Raw genomic sequence first — 16,640 nt, forward strand, 5'->3', positions numbered from 1 at the left:
CTCCAAAATACAATCTTCAGAGCAGCCGATATCCGATCGGGGCAACCGCTCAGCGGTTCCTTCCGACCGAAGGCTGCAAGGCCCACCCCCGTCCGCAGACCGTTCCGCATCGCATACCTTGCGCTCCGCATCTTTTGCGGCACCTTGCCGCCGCGTTGCAACCGGGGAGTCACACGCCCCAGCTACGCCGCTCGGGGGCGCGACCGCCCCGGAAGGAGACTGCCTTGTCCCGCACCCGGCTTGCCTGCCTGTTCGTGGCCCTTGTTGCCCTGCCGCTGTTCGGCCCGAAGCCGGCCGCGGCGCATGCCGTGGTGGTGGGCTCCACCCCCGCCGCCGCGGCGGTGCTGCCCGCCCTGCCGGACACGGTGACGATTCGCTTCAACAGCCGCATCGACCAGGCCCGGAGCCGGCTGCTGCTGGTGCCGCCGGAGGGCGAGCCGGTGGCGCTGGAGCCGGCCCCGCCCGCCGAGCCGACCATCATGGAGGCGCCGATCCCCGCCGGGCTGGCGGCGCTGCCGGGCGGCTGGCGGCTGCGCTGGCAGGTGCTGGCGATCGACGGCCACATCACCCGCGGGGACATCCCCTTCCGGCTCGGCGCCCCCTGATGGAGCAGCTTCTCGACCTTTACGGCTTCATCAATGTGGTGCTGCAGGTGGTGGAGCTCACCGCCCGGACCGCATTGCTCGGCGGCGTCGCCTTCTGGCTGCTGGTGGCCATGCCGCTCGCCCCGCTGATGCCGCCGGGCGATGCGGCGGTGCTGCGCGGGCTGGCGCGGCGCCTGGTGCTGTGGGGCGCCGCGGCAGGATGCCTTGCCACCCTGGCCACGGCCGGGCTCGGCCTCGGCGCCCTGGCGGCGACGCTGGAGGCGCCCTTCGGCGTGCTGCTCGGCGCCGATTTCGTCTTCGCCGCCGGGCTGGCCCTGCTGGCCCAGCTTGCCCTGCTGCTGCTGGCCCTCCCCGGGGCGCGGCCCGACCCGGTCCGTCAGGCGGCGCTCGGCATCGCGGCGCTCGCCCTGCTCGGCGCCGTCACCGCCGGCAGCCATGCCCTGGCGCGGGAGGAGGAGCGGGCCCTGCTGCTCGCCGCCACGGCCAGCCACCAGGCGGGCGCCGCACTCTGGATCGGCGGGCTGCCGGCCCTGCTCGGCGCGCTGCGGCGGCTGACGCCGATCTCCGCCCGGGTGGTCGGGCGGCGCTATTCCTCCCTGGCGGCGGGGGGCGTCGGGCTCATCCTGCTCGGCATCCTCGGCTTCTGGCGCGGCTATATCGGGGAGGTGGAGGCGGTCTACGGCACCGCCTATGGCGCCATGTCCGGCACCAAGGCGGTGATGCTGGTGCTGCTGCTGGGGTTGGGCGGGGCGAATTTCCTGTTCCTGCACCACCTCCAGACGGCGCCGGAGGGGCTGCTGCGCGTCCGCCGCTTCGTCGAGAGCGAGATGCTGATCGGCCTCGCCATGCTGGCCGTCGCCGCCTCCCTCACCTCCGTCCCGCCCGCCGCCGACCTGACGGAGGATCGGGTCACCTGGGGCGAGATCGTGGCGCGCTTCACGCCGCAATGGCCGCGCCTCACCTCGCCCAGCCATTCCGACCTGGCGATCCCGGCACTGCAGGCGCAGCTCGATGCCGAGTGGCAGCAGCGCCAGGCGGCGCAGCGGCCCCAGGCCTTCACGCCCGGCGAGGGGCTGCTGCCGCCGCGCAACGCCGGCGACATCGCCTGGAGCGAGTACAACCACCATTGGGCCGGCATCCTGGTGCTGCTGGTGGGGCTGGCGGCCTTGCTGGATGCCTCCGGCCGGGTGCCCGTGGCGCGGCACTGGCCGCTGCTCTTCATCGGCCTCGCCGGCTTCATCCTGCTGCGGAGCGATCCCGAGGCCTGGCCGCTTGGCGATATCGGGCTGCTGGAGAGCCTGCGCGACCCGGAGGTGGTGCAGCACAAGATCGCGGCGCTGCTGGTGGTGGGCTTCGCCATTGCCGAATGGTGGGTGCGGCTGGGGCGGGTGACCGGCGGGCTGCGCTTCGTCTTCCCCGGCGCGATGGTGGCGGGCGGGGTACTGCTGCTGGCGCATACCCATGCCATCTCCAACCAGAAGGAGGCGCTGCTGGTGGAGCTCTCCCACCTGCCGCTGGCGGTGCTGGCGGTGGTGGGCGGCTGCGCCCGGTTCACGGAGCTGCGAGGACCGGAGAGGCTGGCGAAGGTGGCGCGCTGGATCTGGCCGGCCGCGCTGGTGCTGATCGGGTTGCTGCTGCTGCTGTACCGGGAGGCCTGATGTGCTCCCCACGACGCCGCTGCGCGACGCCGTGGGGGCCCCGGGGCGCTCGGGGAGCGGCATCTCGCACAGCCTGCCGCGGCAAAGCCGCGGCAGGGCAACGGGCGGCGCCCTGTAGCCCGCCGCAGGAAGGGGAGGGCAGGGGACTCCCCCCTCCGGCCGGGGATGGCGGCGGGCCAGACCCGGCTACCGTGCCCCGGCCCGAAGCGACGCATCGTCCTGTCCTCCCATCGACGCCGGAACCACCCGGCAGCGTGACCGCGGGAGCGCCGGCCCTTTCTGGGCTGCCGGTTCCCCTTCGACCAGCATGGAGCTAGGAGGCGCGGCCATGCCAGACACGGTCCTCCCGACCCCGCCCTTGCCGCAGGTGGCAGGCTGCACCCCTGCCACGGCCCCGGCGCCGCAGTGAGCCGGCCCCAGCCATGACCACCGCGTGGCCGGCGCGCCTCGCCGCCGCGATGGTCCGCGCCAGCATCGCGCGGCCGCGCCTCGTCCTTCTCCTCTCCCTCCTGCTCGGCGCCTGGGCCTGCTGGGTGGTGGCGACGCGCTTCGCCATGGACACCGACGTGGTGAAGCTCTTCCCGGCCGAGCTGGCCTGGCGGCAGACGGAGGAGGCGATGGACGCCGCCTTCCCGAACCGCGTCGATGTCATCGCCGTGGTGCTGGATGCCCGCACCCCGGACGAGGCCGACCGCGCCGCCGGCCAGCTCGCCGAGGCGCTCGCCAACCGTCCCGGCCTGTTCCACGGCGTCTCCCAGCCCGGCGCCGAGCCCTTCTTCCGCCAGAGCGCCCTGCTGTTCCTTGAGGAGAAGGAGGTGCAGGCGGCGACCGAGCGCATCATCGCCGCCCAGCCCCTGCTCGGGACGCTGGCCGCCGATCCCAGCCTGCGCGGCCTGGGCAAGGCGCTGGAATTGCTGGCGGAGGGGCTGAAGCGGGAGGAGGGCGACCGCGCCCTCACCGCCCCGGCGCTCGCCGCGTTGACCGAGGCGGCGCAGCAGGCGGAGGCCGGCCGGGTCGCGCCGGTGGACTGGGCCGCGCTGTTCACCGGCCGGGCCTCCGATCCCTCCTCCCTGCGCCGCTTCCTGCTGCTGCGGCCGGTGCCGGATTACAGCGCCCTGGCCCCCATCGCCGATGCCATCGCGACGGTGCGGGCCGAGGCGCGGCGCCTCGGCCTGACCGAGGAGAACGGCATCCGCATCCGCCTGACCGGCGACCTGGTAATGGGGGACGAGGAATTCTCCACCGTCTTCGGCGGCGCCATCGAGGAGAACATCCTCTCCCTGCTCTCCGTCGCGCTGCTGCTCTGGCTGGGGCTGCGCTCCGGAAGGCTGATCTTCCCCATCCTCGGCACGCTGGTGCTGGGGCTGCCCATCACCGCCGCCTTCGGGCTGATGGTGGTGGGGCCCTTCAACCCGCTCTCCATCGCCTTCGCCGTGCTGTTCATCGGCTTCGGGGTGGATTTCGGCATCCAGTACGCCGTCTGCCTGCGGGAACAGCGGCATGTGCTGCAGGACCAGCCCCTGCCCGCCGCCCTCGTCGCCGCTGCCGGCACGGCGGGGGAGGGCATCGCGCTGGCCGCCCTGGCGCTCGGCATCGGCTTCCTCGCCTTCCTGCCGACGGACTACCGGGGCCTGTCGGAACTCGGCCTGATCGCCGCCGCGGGCATGCTGATCGCCGTCATCATCAGCCTGACGACGCTGCCGGCCTGGCTGGTCTTCACCAAACCGAAGCCGGAGAAGGAGGGGGTGGGCTACGCGATGCTCGCCCCGCTGGATGCCTGGCTGACGCGCCATGCCCGGGGTGTCGCCGGGGCGGCGCTGCTGGTCGGGGTCGGCTGCCTGCTGGCCCTGCCGCTGCTGCGGTTCGACACCAATCCGCTCAACCTGCGCGATCCGCATACCGAGGCGGTTTCCACCTTCCGCGAGCTGATGCGGAACCCGGACACCACGCCGAACACGCTGGAAGCCCTGGCCCCGGACCTGCCGGCCGCCGAGGCCCTGGCGCGGCGGCTGGAGGCGCTGCCGGAGGTGGCGGACACCCTCACCCTGGCCAGCTTCGTGCCGCAGGACCAGGCGCCGAAGCTCGCCCTCATCCGCGACGCGGCCGACCTGCTGGGTCCGACGCTGGAGCCGCCGGCGGTGGCGCCCGCACCGGACGATGCGGCGGCGGCGGAGGCGTTGGTGAAGGCCGGGACGGCGCTGCGCGAGGTGGCGGCGCCGCTCTCCCAGGCGCTGGAGCGCCTGGCCGGGGGCGATGCTGCCGGCCGCGCCCGGCTGGCGGCCGCCCTGCTGCCAGGTCTCAGGGACACGCTGGCGACGCTCCGCCTCGCCCTCCGGGCCGCGCCGGTGACGGTGGAGAGCCTGCCGGACAGCCTGAAGCGGGATTGGATCACGGCGGATGGAAGGGCGCGGGTGGAGATCCGGCCGCGCGACCTTTCCGACCGGACGGAGGCGATGGCGGCCTTCGCCACGGCGGTGCAGCGCGTGGCCCCAGCGGCGAGCGGCACGGCCATCTCCGTCCAGGCCAGCTCCGCCACCATCGAGCGCAGCTTCCTCATCGCCGGGGCGCTGGCGACGGCGATGACGGTGGTGCTGCTGCTGGTCTCGCTGCGGTCCTGGCGGCTTGCCCTGCTGGCCCTGGCGCCGCTGGCCCTGGCCGGGCTGCTGACCCTCGTCACCTGCATCCTGATCGGAATGCCGCTGAACCTGGCGAACATCATCGCCCTGCCGCTGCTCTTTGCCCAGGGCGTGGCCTTCGACATCTACTACGTCGCGGCCTGGCGGCATGGGGAGAGGCGGCTGCTGCCCTCCTCCCTGACCCGGGCGGTGCTCTACAGCGCGCTGACCAATGGGACGGCCTTCGGGACCCTGGCGCTGTCGCCGCATCCCGGCACGGCCAGCATGGGGGTGCTGCTGACGATGAGCCTGCTCTATGCGCTGGTGGCGGTGATGTTGACCCTGCCCGCGCTGCTGCCGCTCTTCGCGGGAGAGAAGAAGTAGGAGAAGGCGAGGCCCAAACTCACACCGGGGTCCGGGGCCAGGTCCTGGCCCCGGCGGGAGGGCAGAGGGCAGAGCCCTTTGCCGGGGGCATGGGGGCGGAGCCCCATTGACCACAGCCGCAACCCCGCCCTACTGGCCCCGTGCCCCCGCTCCTCCTTGCTTTCGGCCTCGGCCTGATCTCCGCCCTGGCCCTGCCGCCCGTGCACGCCGTGCCCGTGCTGCTCCTCGCCATTCCCGGCCTCATCCGCCTGGTCGCCGCCGCCCCGAATTGGCGCCGCGCCGCCTGGCTGGCCTTCGCCTGGGGCTGGGGGCACAGCCTGGCGGGCATCTACTGGGTCACCCATGCCATCCTCACGGATGTCGAGCATTACTGGTGGCTGGTGCCGCTGGCCGCGCCGGCCCTCGCCATTCCCCTGGCGCTCTTCGTCATTCCCCCGGCGCTTGTCGCCCGGGCCCTGCCGCCCGGCTGGCGGCGCCTGGCCGGCTTCGCCGGCGCCTGGGTGCTGGCGGAGCTGGCCCGCGGCGTCCTCTTCACCGGCTTCCCCTGGAACCTGATCGGCACGGTCTGGGCCTTTGCCGCCCTGCCGGTGCAGGCGGCTGCCCTGATCGGCGTGCACGGGCTTTCCCTCGTCACCATCCTCCTGGCCGGGTTGCCCCTGCTGCCCGGCTGGCGGCCCTGGGCGGTGGGTGCGGCGGTGCTGGCCCTGTTCGCGGGCTTCGGCGCCTGGCGCCTGGCGCAGCCCCAGCCGGAGGCGCCGGGGGTGCAGGTGGCGCTGGTGCAGGGGAACATCACTCAGGAGGTGAAGTGGCGCCCGGAGGAGCGCCTGCCGAATTTCCGCCGCTACCTGGAGCTGACGGCGGAGGCCGCCCGCGCCGCGTCGCCGGACCTTCCCCTCGCCGTCATCTGGCCGGAGACCGCCAGCCCCTTCCTGCTGGCCCAGGATCCGGAGGCACGCCGCTTGGCCGCGGAGGCGCTGACGCCCAATGCCCGGCTGCTCGGCGGCACGGTGCGCGCGGTTTGGGATACGGGGGGCGCGCTGCGGGAGCTCTACAACAGCCTTGCCGTGCTGGATTCCGCCGGGGAGGTGCAGGCGGTCTATGACAAGGGGCATCTCGTCCCTTTCGGGGAGTACATGCCGCTCGCGGGCCTCATCCCCATCCGGATGGTGACGGGGGGGATGGATTTCTCCGCCGGTCCCGGCCCGGTGACGCTCTCGCCCCCCGGCCTGCCGCCCTTCGGCGCCCTGATCTGCTACGAAGTGATCTTTCCCGGCGCCGTCACCCCCACCCCCCGCCCCGCCTGGCTGGTGAACATCACCAATGATGGCTGGTTCGGCATCTCCGCCGGGCCCTGGCAGCACTTGGCGGCGGCCCGGCTGCGGGCGGTGGAGGAAGGGCTGCCCCTGGCGCGGGCGGCACAGACCGGCATTTCGGCCCTATTCGATGCGAGAGGGGAACGTCTATTGATGCTTCCCCTCGATGTGAAGGGGGTGGTGGCGGGGCCATTGCCCGGGGCCCTGCCGCCCACGCCCTTTGCCCGGTTCGGGCTGGCGTTGCCGCTGTCCCTGGCCTTGCTGGCGGTTGCGCTGGGGGTGCTGCGCGGCCGCGGTACGGCTGCCGTATTTTGTTAGGACGCCCTACCGGTTCACGCCTGTAAGATTGGTTGTATCCAGACCTGCTAGACCACCTGGTCCGCGAGTGTGATCTTTATTGAGAATTCTCAAAAGTATTGACGCTTTGCTAATGCTCCCGTAAAAGGGGCCCATCGCCCGCGGGTCGATGGTCCCCCCGAAGCCTGTCGGCGTCCGCCTTTCAGCAGAATCACCGCCCTAGAAGGGGTTGGCGCGCTATGGGATCGACGGCGATGGCAAGTGAGGAAGGCGTGGAACGCGTCGAACGCGAGCATCGTCCCAGCCCCATCGATGTGCATGTCGGCGGCCGTGTCCGCCTGCGCCGAACCCTCCTCGGCATGAGCCAGGAGAAGCTCGGCGAGGCCCTCGGCCTCACCTTCCAGCAGGTGCAGAAGTATGAGCGGGGCGTGAACCGCATCGGCGCCAGCCGGCTCTTCGACCTGGCCCGGGTGCTCGACGTGCCGATCGGCTTCTTCTTCGACGACATGCCCGATGCGCTGGGCGGCGGCATGAACGCCATGCGCCGGGCCGTCGGCGGCTTCGCCGAGCAGCAGGAAGGCTTCGAGGACGACACGCTGCACCGGCGCGAGACGCTGGAGCTGGTGCGCGCCTATTACCGCATCACCGACAGCTCCGTCCGCAAGCGGGTCTTCGAACTCATCAAGAGCCTCACGCCGACCGACTAGGCCATGGCGTTCCGCGGCAGCTGCCTCTGCGGCACGGTGCGCTAGGAGATCGACGGGCTGGACACGCCGCCCGGCCATTGCCACTGCGCCGCCTGCCGCAAGGCCCATGCGGCGCCCTTCACCACCACCGCACGGGTGGCGCGCAGCCGCTTCCGGCGGCTGGCCGGGGCGGAGGCGCTGCGCGATTTCGAATCCTCGCCGGGCAAGCTGCGCCGCTTCTGCGGCCGCTGCGGCACCCATATGCTGGCCGAGCGGCCGGCCGAGCCGCATGTGGTGCTGCGGGTCGCGACGCTGGACGACGATCCCGGGCTACGCCCGGTCCTGCATGTCTGGACCACGCATGACGTGCCGTGGCTGAGCGAGGAGACCCTCGCGCCGCGCCACCCGGAATGGCCGCCGGGCCGCTGACGCGGCACCACCGCCAGGCGCGAAGCGCACGGCTAACGCAGCTGCGGGTTGTCGAAGACCGGCTCGCGCCAGCGCCGCAGCGCAGCGTCCAGCGCGGCGGCCAGGTCGCGCTTCTGATCCTCGCCCAGCAGCCGCCCGATCTCCACCGCCTCGCCCCGCCGCCGCAGCACCAGCAGGCTGACCCGCCCCGGCCGCTCCTCCAGCCGGAGGCGCGTCCAGTAGGGGTCCAGCACCAGCTCCTCCCGCCGTCCGCGCGCATCGGTGCGGCGGATGGTCAGCGCCCCCTCGGTCAGCACCAGCACCTCCGCCGTCCGCGCCGCCCAGCGCCGGTGCAGCGCCAGCAGGCCCAGCACCAGCATCGCCTCCCCGCCGGAGAAGCCGAGGACCGGCCAGGCCCCCAGCCACAGGAACAGGCCGCCGGTCACCGCCGAGGCCAGGCCCAGCGCCAGGCAGAGCGCCAGCATCCCCCGCTGCCCCAGGCTGCGGGCCGGGGTGCAGATCGCTTCGAACAGGACCGTGTCGGCGCGGGATGACATCGGCCCCATCATCTGGGATAGGCGGGGTGTCCCGCTACCCCCGCCGCCACCCGCCGAGCCCCCGCATGCCCCGTGCCTCCGCCAAGCCCGCCGCGCCGCTGCACGGCACGGCCGACGCCCCCCGCCGCGCCCGGCGCATGTCGGCCGAGCAGGCCGCCGCCTTCATCCGGGCGCTGGCCGTCGCCAACCCGGCGCCGGAGACGGAGCTGCTCTACGATACCCCCTTCACCCTGCTGGTGGCCGTGGTGCTCTCCGCCCAGACGACCGATGCGGCGGTGAACAAATGCACCCCCGCCCTGTTCGCCGCGGCGCCCACCCCGGCCGCCATGGCGGCGCTGGGGGCGGAGGGGATCGGCCCCTATATCCGCCGCATCGGGCTGTGGCAGGGCAAGGCGAGGAACGTCGCCGCCCTGGCGGCCCAGCTTGTCGAGAAGCATGGCGGCGAGGTGCCGCGCGACCGGGCGGCGCTGGAAGCCCTGCCGGGGGTGGGGCGGAAGACCGCCAATGTGGTGTTGAACGTCGCCTTCGGCGAGAACACCATGGCGGTGGACACCCACATCTTCCGCCTCGGCAACCGCACCGGCCTGGCGCCGGGGAAGACCCCGCGAGAGGTGGAGGAAGGGCTGATGAAGCGCTGCCCGCCGGAGCTGCTGCGCGATGCGCATCACTGGCTGATCCTGCACGGGCGCTATGTGTGCAAGGCGCGGGCACCGGAATGCTGGCGCTGCGTTGCCGCGGCGCATTGCAACTACCGGGACAAGGTGCTGGCGCCGCTGGCGCGGTGACGGGCGGAAGACCTGGCGCCATCGCTTCGAGAGGGGCGCCGCCCCGCATGCGACGGACCAGGCTGTGGAGCGCAGTGGGGCCCAGGGGCGGAACCCCGCAAGCCCCCACCGGGGGCCAGGACCTGGCCCCGGACCCCGGTCTGCGTTTCCGGCCCGTGGGTCGCACCTGCAAACTCACACCCGGATCCGGGGAGGGGTGGGGGATGGCGGCACTGCCGCCAACGGGCCGAGCCCCCAATGGGGTTTCAGGGGCGAAGCCCCCATCGGCCCCTCACGCCACCTCCCGCCGCGCCGCCTTCAGCTCCCCGACGAAGCGCGCATATTCCCGCGTCTTGCTCTCCGCATCCGGCAGCCGCAGCAGGTAGCTGGGATGCACCGTGGGAAACAGGCGGATGCCGTCCGGCGAGGTCATCACCGCGCCGCGGTTCTTGCCGATCGGCAGCGGCTTGCCGGTCATCGCCCGGAGTGCCGTGGCGCCGAGCGTCACGACGAGTTGCGGCCCGACCAGCTCGACCTCCCGCTTCAGGAAGGGCCGGTAATAGGCGATGTCGCCGGCATCCGGGCTCTGGTGCAGGCGGCGGCGCCCGGTCGGCTTGAATTTGAAGTGCTTCACCGCATTGGTCACATAGGTCTGCGGCCGCTCCACCCCCGCCTCCAGCAGCGCCTTGTCGAAGAGCCGCCCGGCCGGGCCGACGAAGGGCTTGCCGGCCAGGTCTTCCTCATCCCCCGGCTGCTCCCCCACGAAGAGCAGGGGGGCGCCGGGCGGGCCCTCCCCGAACACCAGCTGGGTCGCCTGCGCCGCCCAGGGCGGCAAATCGTTGCGGCGCTCCAGCTCCTCGCGCAGGGCGCGGAGGGCGGTGGCGGGGTCCTCGGTGGCGGCGAAGAGGTCGGCGGGCATGTCCGTGGCAACGTCCGGCGCGGGGCGCAGATGCAGCGGGCGCTGGCGGCGGGGGGCGGGCGGCGAGGCGCCGCGCGCCACCATGGCCGCCTCCCGCGACCGGGCCTCTGCCATCAGCCGGGGAATCTCGCGCGCTTCCGGCAGGTTCTTCCAGTACCTCACCGGCATCTGCGCCCGCATGGCGGCGGGCTTGAGGCGGGCGGGATTGAAGATGCTGGCGTAATAGGCGCGCCAGAGTTCCTCATGCGCATCCTCGGGCGGCGCCTCGGCGCGGGTGCTGCCGGGGCCCATCGTCAGCGTCTCCCCATCCCAATGCGCGCTGGCGGTGGGCGTGAGGATGGACCAGCGGAGCGCGGCGAAGCGGCGGATGAAGAAGCCGGCCTCGGCTTCCAGAATGTGGTGCTCAGGCTCGAACCAGGCGATGTAGCAGGGGCTGTCCGGATCCGGTTTGGCCGGTTCGTGCCCCGGCGCGCTGTCTTCCGGCGATAGGGTGGCGGTGTCCGCTCGGGCCGAGCCATGCCTCCAGGTGTCGTCTTCCGGCGATGGGGTGGTGGCGTCCGCTCCGGCGAATTCACGCCTCCAGGCACCGTCTTCCGGCGGGCGGCCGGCGGCAGCCGCCCTGGCTGATTCAAGCCTCCAGGCTTCATCCTCCTGCGACCGGGCGGAAGTCCCCGGTCCGGCCGATTGAGCCGTCCAGGCGTTGCCCTCCGCCGACCGGGCGGACGGATCCGGCATGGCCGGTCCATGCCGGCCGGCCTCGCCCGCCGGCGACCGCGTGGGCAGGTTCACGGCGCGGAAGCGGATGAAGGCATGCAGCTTGTGCGCCTCCCGCTGCACCGCCTTCTCCATCGCCTCCAGCCGCAGGATGTCGGGGTCGGTCGCCGCCTCCAGCAGGTGGCGCTCGCCATGGGTCAGCCGCCAGAGCAGGCGGTAGAGCAGGGCAAAGCGCGCCGGGTCGCGGTGGCGGATGGCGATCTCCGCCCGCGGCAGGAAGGCGCGCGGCACGACGACGGGCGGGCCCTCCGCCCGGGGCGGGGGCGTGCCGCCGAACAGGCCCGGCGCCTCCCCGGCCACGCACCATTCCACCTGCTCCGGCGGGATGCCGGCCTGCAGCAGGCGCCGCGCCTGCTGCCGCCAGGCGGGGAAATCCGCCGGGCCGGGAAGGACGACGGTAATCACAGCAGGCTGAGCTGGCGCGGCTGCACGGCGCGGAGGAAGCCGGTCTCCGGCGCCACCAGACGGCGCAGCCCCGCGCTGTCCAGCACCCCGCCGCGCGGCCGGTGGTCCGCGGTGATGAGGAAGGGCAGCAGCTTCGGCAGGGAGAGCTTCAGCCGCGCGAGATCGGCCGCCCGGATCGCGCCATGCCGCCGCGCCGCCAGCAGCCGCTCCACCGTCTTCGCGCCGAGGCCGGGGACGCGCAGCAGCGCCTCCCGCGGCGCGCGGTTCACGTCCACGGGAAACTCCCCGCGATGCTTCAGCGCCCAGGCAAGCTTCGGATCCACCCCGAGATCCAGCATCCCGCCCTCGCCGCCGGCCAGGATCTCCTCCAGTTCGAAGCCGTAGAAGCGCAGCAGCCAATCCGCCTGGTAGAGCCGGTGCTCCCGCACCAGAGGCGGCGGCGCGGGCGGCAGCAGGCGGGAGGCATCCGGGATGGGCGAATAGGCGGAGTAGTAGACGCGCTTCAGCCCGTAGCTGGCATAGAGGGTGGCGGAGCTGCGCAGCACCGCGGCGTCATCCGCGGCATCGGCGCCGATGATCATCTGGGTGCTCTGCCCGGCCGGGGCGAAGCGCGGGGCGGGGGCGCGGCGCTCGGTGCGCTTCGCCTCCTGCGCCGCCGCGATGCGCTCCCGCATCCGGGCCATGGCGCGGCGGATGCCGGGGGCGTCCTTCTCCGGCGCCAGGGTTTTCAGGGAATGCGCCTCCGGCAGCTCCACATTGATGGAGAGGCGGTCGGCATGGCGCCCGGCCTCGGCCAGCAGCTCCGGCGCGGCATCGGGGATGGTCTTCAGGTGGATGTAGCCGCGGAAGCCGTGCTCCTCGCGCAGCAGCCGCGCCACCTCCACGATCCGCTCCATCGTGTAGTCCGGGGAGCGGATGATGCCGGAGGAGAGGAACAGCCCCTCGATGTAGTTCCGCCGGTAGAAATCCAGCGTCAGATTGACCAGCTCCCGCACCGTGAAGCGGGCGCGGGGCACGTTGGAGCTCGCGCGATTGATGCAGTAGGCGCAGTCATAGACGCAGGCATTGGTCAGCAGCACCTTGAGCAGGGAGATGCAGCGGCCATCCGGCGTATGGGCGTGGCAGATGCCCATGCCCTCCGTGCTGCCCAGCCCGCCGCCGCGGCTGTCCCGCCTCTCCGTGCCGGAGGAGGCGCAGGAGGCATCGTATTTCGCGGCATCGGCGAGGAGTTCGAGTTTGCGGCGAAGGTCCATGGGGGCGCTCATGTTCATTATATGTTCTTGTTGGCGCGCATTCAAGCTTGGCGGGCCTCGCCCGGCGCATCCGGCACGAGCCGCTCGGCCTCGGATGCAACCTTTCGCGTGCCGGCGGATTAACCGGCCATGCGCAGCCTTCTCCTTGCTCTCCTTCTGTTCTCTTCCCCGGCCCTGGCGCAGGAGCCCGCCTGGCTGAATCCGGACCAGGTGCGCGTTATCCTGACCGCCCGCGGCTTCAGCGACGTGCAGGGGCTGGAGCGGGAGGGCCCGGATTACGTGGTGCGCGAGGCGAAGCGCTACGGCCAGCCGGTCGGGAACCTCCGGCTGGATGCGCTGACCGGCCTGCCGCGGGAGACCCCGCCCCTGACGGACCGGGAAGCCGAAGCCATGCTGCGCGACCGCGGCTACACCGATGTGGAACCGCTGGGCCGCGAGGGCGACGTGATCCGCCTGCGGGCGAAGCGGGAGGGCGCGGCGGTGGAGCTGGCGGTGGATGCGCGGACCGGGGCGGTGCGGCAATAGCGCGGTGCCGGGCCGGGCGCCGCCCTTGGCATTCCCGACCTCCATGGGCTGCCAGAGGGTGGACTGCCCTCCGGCCCCCGCTGCGGGTTCCAGGCCTGCGGAGCTGAACCTGCCGGACGGCGAAGCCGCGCCCTGCCCGCGCTGGACGCCGGATGATATCCGCCACAGGCGCTGCCGCCCGCCCTTCCGCGGCAAGACCGCTGCCCCATCTGTCCGGGCGTGACCCCTCGCGCCCATATCAACCGCATCGCCACCGCCCTGCCGCGGCATGAGGTGCACGAGGCCTTCCGGCGCTTCGCCGGGCGGCAGATCGCCGATTCCCGCACCCGCATCGCCTTCGCCCGGCTGGCGGAGCGCTCCCAGATCGCCCGGCGCTATTCCGTGCTGCAGGCCGATGCGGCGGCGACCGGCACGGTGGACGGCTTCTACCGCCTGGACCACTTCCCCCCGACCGGCTCGCGCATGGCGCGCTACGAGGCCGAGGCGCCCGCTTTGGCCGAAGCCGCCTGCGACGCGCTGGGGCTGGCGGCGGAGGCGCCGCGCCTCACCCACCTCATCCTGGCGAGCTGCACCGGCTTCGCCGCCCCCGGCCTCGATCACCATCTGATCCGCCGCTACGGCATCCCGGGCGGGGTGGAGCGCAGCATCGTCGGCTTCATGGGCTGCCAGGCGGCGGTGAACGCGCTGAAGCTCGCGCATCACATCGTGCGCAGCGAGCCGCGCGCCCGCGTGCTGGTGCTGACCCTCGAGCTCTGCACCCTGCACCTGCAGCCTTCCACCGAGATCGAGCAGCTGCTCTGCTTCCTGCTGTTTGCCGATGGCTGCGCCGCGGCGCTGGTGACGGCGGAGCCGGAGGGGCTGGCGCTGGAAGGCTTCCACGCCGCCCTGGTGCCGGAGGCGGCGAGGCAGATCACCTGGCGCATCGGCGACCTCGGCTTCGACATGACGCTCTCGGGTTTCGTGCCGCTGACCCTGGCGCGCGCCCTGCCGGCGGAGGCGGGGGCCATCCTCGGTGGCGTCCCGACGGCGGAATTCGACCTCTGGGCGGTGCATCCCGGCGGCCGCGCCGTGCTGGATGCGGTGGCGCATGGGCTGGAACTGCCCGATGCGGCACTGGCGGAAAGCCGGGCGGTGCTGCGAGACTGCGGCAACATGTCCTCCGCCACCCTGATGTTCGTGCTGGCGCGCATGCTGGCGGCGCCGCGGGGCGCCCGTGGCGTGGCGCTGGCCTTCGGCCCCGGTCTCTCGGCCGAGAGCTTCCGCTTCCGGGTGGCATGATGCTGCGCACCCGCCGCGAGGCCGCCGAATGGATGGACGATCCGGCGGCGACGGAGGCGGATTTCGCTGCCGCGCTGCGCGACCTGGGCCGCATCAACCGCGCGACCTTCGCCTATCGCCCGGCGCTGCGCTTCCTGGAGCGCGTGGTGGCGGAGACCGGGGCGCGGCGGCTCTCCGTGCTGGATGTGGGCTGCGGCGGCGGCGACACGCTGGCGGCAATCGCCGATTGGGGCGCACGGCGCGGGGTGGAGCTGGCGCTGACGGGCCTCGACCGCTCGCCCCATGCGGCGCGCTACGCCGCAGCGCGCGGGGTGCCGGCGCGGATCGTCACGGCGGATCTCTTCGAGCTGGACCCGGCGGAGCGGTTCGACGTGGTGCTCTGCGCGCTCTTCACCCATCATCTGGCGGAGGCCGAGCTGGTGCGCTTTCTCGGCTGGCTGCGGGCGCGGGCGGTGCGGGGTTGGCTGATCTCCGACCTGCACCGGCATTGGCTGCCCTATGCCGCGGTCTGGGCCGGGTTCCGGCTGCTGCGGCTGCACCCGATGGTGGTGCATGACGGCCCGCTCTCCTTCGCCCGCGGCTTCGTCCGGGCGGATTGGGAGAGGGCGCTGGCGGCGGCGGGGGTGACGGCGGAGGTCAGATGGGAATGGGCCTTCCGTTGGGTGGTCTCGGCGCGGGCGGCATGATGGCGGCGGCGGTCGCTGCGCGGCGTGGCAGGAATGACCCCGCTGCCAGGCAGCTTCGCTGCGGCTGCCATGGCCGCAATTCCGGATGCGGGATTTGCTGCCAGCGCGGCGGCGCTGCGGCGCGGATTGGCCGGCGCCCGGTGGCTTCCGTGCGGGGGCCATGATCGCGGCGGCGGGCACGGGGCTGGCAGGCAAGGCGGCGACCTTGCCATGGGCGCGGCCCCGCCATCGGGCGGCTGCGGTGCCGGCGCCATGATCGCGGTGCTGGGCGCCGGGCCGGCAGGCTGCGCGGCGGCCATCGCGCTGGCGCGGGCGGGGCGGCGGGTGCTGCTGCTGGAACGCCAGGCGGTCCCGCGGGAAAGCGTCTGCGGCGAGTTCCTGGGTCCCGATGCGCTGGCGGCGCTGGCGATACTGGGCGTGGCGCCGGCGGCGCTGGGCGCGGTGCCGCTGCACCGGCTGCGTGTGGCGCAGGCGGGGCGGGAGGCGGCGCTGGACCTGCCCTTCCCCGCCTGCGCCCTGCCGCGCCAGGTGCTGGACGGCGCGCTGCGCGAGGCGGCCGTGGCAGCGGGCGCCGAGTTGCGGACAGGGGTGCAGGTGACCGAAGCCACGCCCGTGCCCGGCGGCTGGCGTCTGCGCTGGGCGGAGGGCGAGGCGATGGTGCCGCGCCTGCTGCTTGCCACTGGCAAGCACGCGCTGCGCAGCCTGCCACGCCTGGGCGCCCCGCGCGGCGCGGTGGGGCTGAAGCTGCATCTGGATGGCGTGGCGGCCGGCGAGGCCGTGACCCTGCTGCCCTTTCCCGGCGGCTATGCCGGCCTGCAACCGCTGCCGGATGGCGGCGCCAATCTCTGCGCCGCGCTGTGGGACGCGCCGCCGCAGGGCGTTGCCGCCTTCCTGGCGCGGGTGGCGGAGGGCTCGGCCCTTGCCGCGCGGCTGCTGGACGGGGCGCGGCCGCGCTGGGAGAAGCCGCTGGCGGTGGGCGGCCTGCCCTATGGCTGGCGGCAGGGGGCGGGCGGGCCGGAGGGGCTGTACCGCCTCGGCGACCAAGCGGCGGTGATCCCGAGCTTCACTGGCGCCGGCGTGGCGCTGGCGCTGCACTCCGGGCTGGCGGTGGCGGAGGCGATCGCGGCGGGCGCCTCGGCGGCCGACTTCCACGCGGTCTGGGCTCGCCGCATCGCCGGGCCGATGCGCTGGGCCGGGCTGGGCGCGGCGGTGCTGCGCCGGGCGCCCTGGGCACTAGTGCCGGGGGCGGCGCTGGCGGCAGGCAGGCTGGCCCGGGCAACGCGGCTGGCCTGACGGGGCACCCCACCCAGAGCATTTTCGGTTCACATGCGTTCACCGAAAGCGCCCTACGCCTTTGTTAGCAGCGGGCGGTGCCGCCCTACGGCGATCTGCTCCAGATGCGCACCGCAACGGTTCTGTGCTTCACGTGGAACAAGGGGGGCGCAGGAGCCCGCCATCGCCCCTGCCGCGGCTTGGCCGCGGCAGGCTGCGCAAGGCCGCTGACATCAGGCGC

The 16,640-nt window shown here is 73.4% G+C and carries 14 protein-coding genes; 11 read left to right on the plus strand and 3 right to left on the minus strand.

What is annotated here, in order from left to right; translation table 11 throughout:
• Positions 1–224 precede the first annotated feature (224 nt).
• The 6 genes from NJ376_RS03970 to NJ376_RS03995 all read left to right on the plus strand — a co-directional run bounded on the left by NJ376_RS03970 (position 225) and on the right by NJ376_RS03995 (position 7,987).
• Positions 225–605, plus strand: a complete 381-nt coding sequence (locus NJ376_RS03970; protein WP_252951929.1) for a copper resistance CopC family protein — start codon at positions 225–227, stop codon at positions 603–605.
• Complete coding sequence (locus tag NJ376_RS03975) at positions 605–2,263, plus strand: CopD family protein (RefSeq protein ID WP_252951930.1); 1,659 nt, start codon at positions 605–607, stop codon at positions 2,261–2,263. Before NJ376_RS03970 ends, NJ376_RS03975 begins: the two co-directional genes overlap by 1 nt.
• Before the next feature lie 422 nt (positions 2,264–2,685).
• Complete coding sequence (locus NJ376_RS03980; protein ID WP_252951931.1) at positions 2,686–5,262, plus strand: MMPL family transporter; 2,577 nt, start codon at positions 2,686–2,688, stop codon at positions 5,260–5,262.
• A gap of 140 nt (positions 5,263–5,402) precedes the next feature.
• Positions 5,403–6,893 (plus strand): apolipoprotein N-acyltransferase, encoded by a 1,491-nt coding sequence (gene lnt / locus NJ376_RS03985; protein ID WP_252951932.1) that lies wholly within the window; start codon positions 5,403–5,405, stop codon positions 6,891–6,893.
• Positions 6,894–7,126: 233 nt separating this feature from the next.
• Positions 7,127–7,579, plus strand: coding sequence for a helix-turn-helix domain-containing protein (locus NJ376_RS03990; protein ID WP_252951933.1), 453 nt, complete (start codon positions 7,127–7,129; stop codon positions 7,577–7,579).
• A gap of 57 nt (positions 7,580–7,636) precedes the next feature.
• Complete coding sequence (locus NJ376_RS03995; protein ID WP_256476138.1) at positions 7,637–7,987, plus strand: GFA family protein; 351 nt, start codon at positions 7,637–7,639, stop codon at positions 7,985–7,987.
• 32 nt (positions 7,988–8,019) lie between these two features.
• Here NJ376_RS03995 and NJ376_RS04000 read toward each other — a convergent pair whose 3' ends face one another.
• The gene (locus NJ376_RS04000) at positions 8,020–8,523 is read right to left on the minus strand and encodes a DUF2244 domain-containing protein (protein ID WP_252951935.1); all 504 of its coding nucleotides are present in this window, start codon (positions 8,521–8,523) and stop codon (positions 8,020–8,022) included.
• Positions 8,524–8,660: 137 nt separating this feature from the next.
• Here NJ376_RS04000 and nth point away from each other — a divergent pair, with 137 nt between their 5' ends.
• Entirely contained in the window at positions 8,661–9,308 is a 648-nt protein-coding gene (gene nth, locus NJ376_RS04005) for an endonuclease III (RefSeq protein WP_252951976.1), read from the plus strand.
• Between the two features lie 271 nt (positions 9,309–9,579).
• Here nth and NJ376_RS04010 read toward each other — a convergent pair whose 3' ends face one another.
• Both NJ376_RS04010 and NJ376_RS04015 read right to left on the minus strand, forming a co-directional pair.
• On the minus strand, positions 9,580–11,385 hold the full coding sequence (locus NJ376_RS04010) for a UdgX family uracil-DNA binding protein (protein WP_252951936.1): 1,806 nt from the start codon (positions 11,383–11,385) through the stop codon (positions 9,580–9,582).
• The gene (locus tag NJ376_RS04015) at positions 11,382–12,638 is read right to left on the minus strand and encodes a putative DNA modification/repair radical SAM protein (RefSeq protein ID WP_252951937.1); all 1,257 of its coding nucleotides are present in this window, start codon (positions 12,636–12,638) and stop codon (positions 11,382–11,384) included. Before NJ376_RS04015 ends, NJ376_RS04010 begins: the two co-directional genes overlap by 4 nt.
• A gap of 129 nt (positions 12,639–12,767) precedes the next feature.
• Between NJ376_RS04015 and NJ376_RS04020 the strand changes: the two genes are divergently transcribed.
• The 4 genes from NJ376_RS04020 to NJ376_RS04035 all read left to right on the plus strand — a co-directional run bounded on the left by NJ376_RS04020 (position 12,768) and on the right by NJ376_RS04035 (position 16,420).
• Positions 12,768–13,163 (plus strand): hypothetical protein, encoded by a 396-nt coding sequence (locus NJ376_RS04020; protein ID WP_252951938.1) that lies wholly within the window; start codon positions 12,768–12,770, stop codon positions 13,161–13,163.
• A 219-nt stretch (positions 13,164–13,382) separates the two neighbouring features.
• Complete coding sequence (locus NJ376_RS04025; RefSeq protein ID WP_252951939.1) at positions 13,383–14,441, plus strand: type III polyketide synthase; 1,059 nt, start codon at positions 13,383–13,385, stop codon at positions 14,439–14,441.
• Positions 14,441–15,127 (plus strand): methyltransferase domain-containing protein, encoded by a 687-nt coding sequence (locus NJ376_RS04030; RefSeq protein ID WP_252951940.1) that lies wholly within the window; start codon positions 14,441–14,443, stop codon positions 15,125–15,127. Before NJ376_RS04025 ends, NJ376_RS04030 begins: the two co-directional genes overlap by 1 nt.
• A 210-nt stretch (positions 15,128–15,337) precedes the next feature.
• Positions 15,338–16,420 carry an NAD(P)/FAD-dependent oxidoreductase gene (locus NJ376_RS04035; protein ID WP_252951941.1) on the plus strand — a complete coding sequence of 361 codons (1,083 nt, stop codon included), beginning with the start codon at positions 15,338–15,340 and terminating at the stop codon, positions 16,418–16,420.
• The last annotated feature ends 220 nt before the right edge of the window (positions 16,421–16,640 follow it).

It is taken from the genome of Siccirubricoccus soli, from assembly GCF_024178315.1.
Taxonomy (GTDB): Bacteria; Pseudomonadota; Alphaproteobacteria; order Acetobacterales; family Acetobacteraceae; genus Siccirubricoccus; species Siccirubricoccus soli.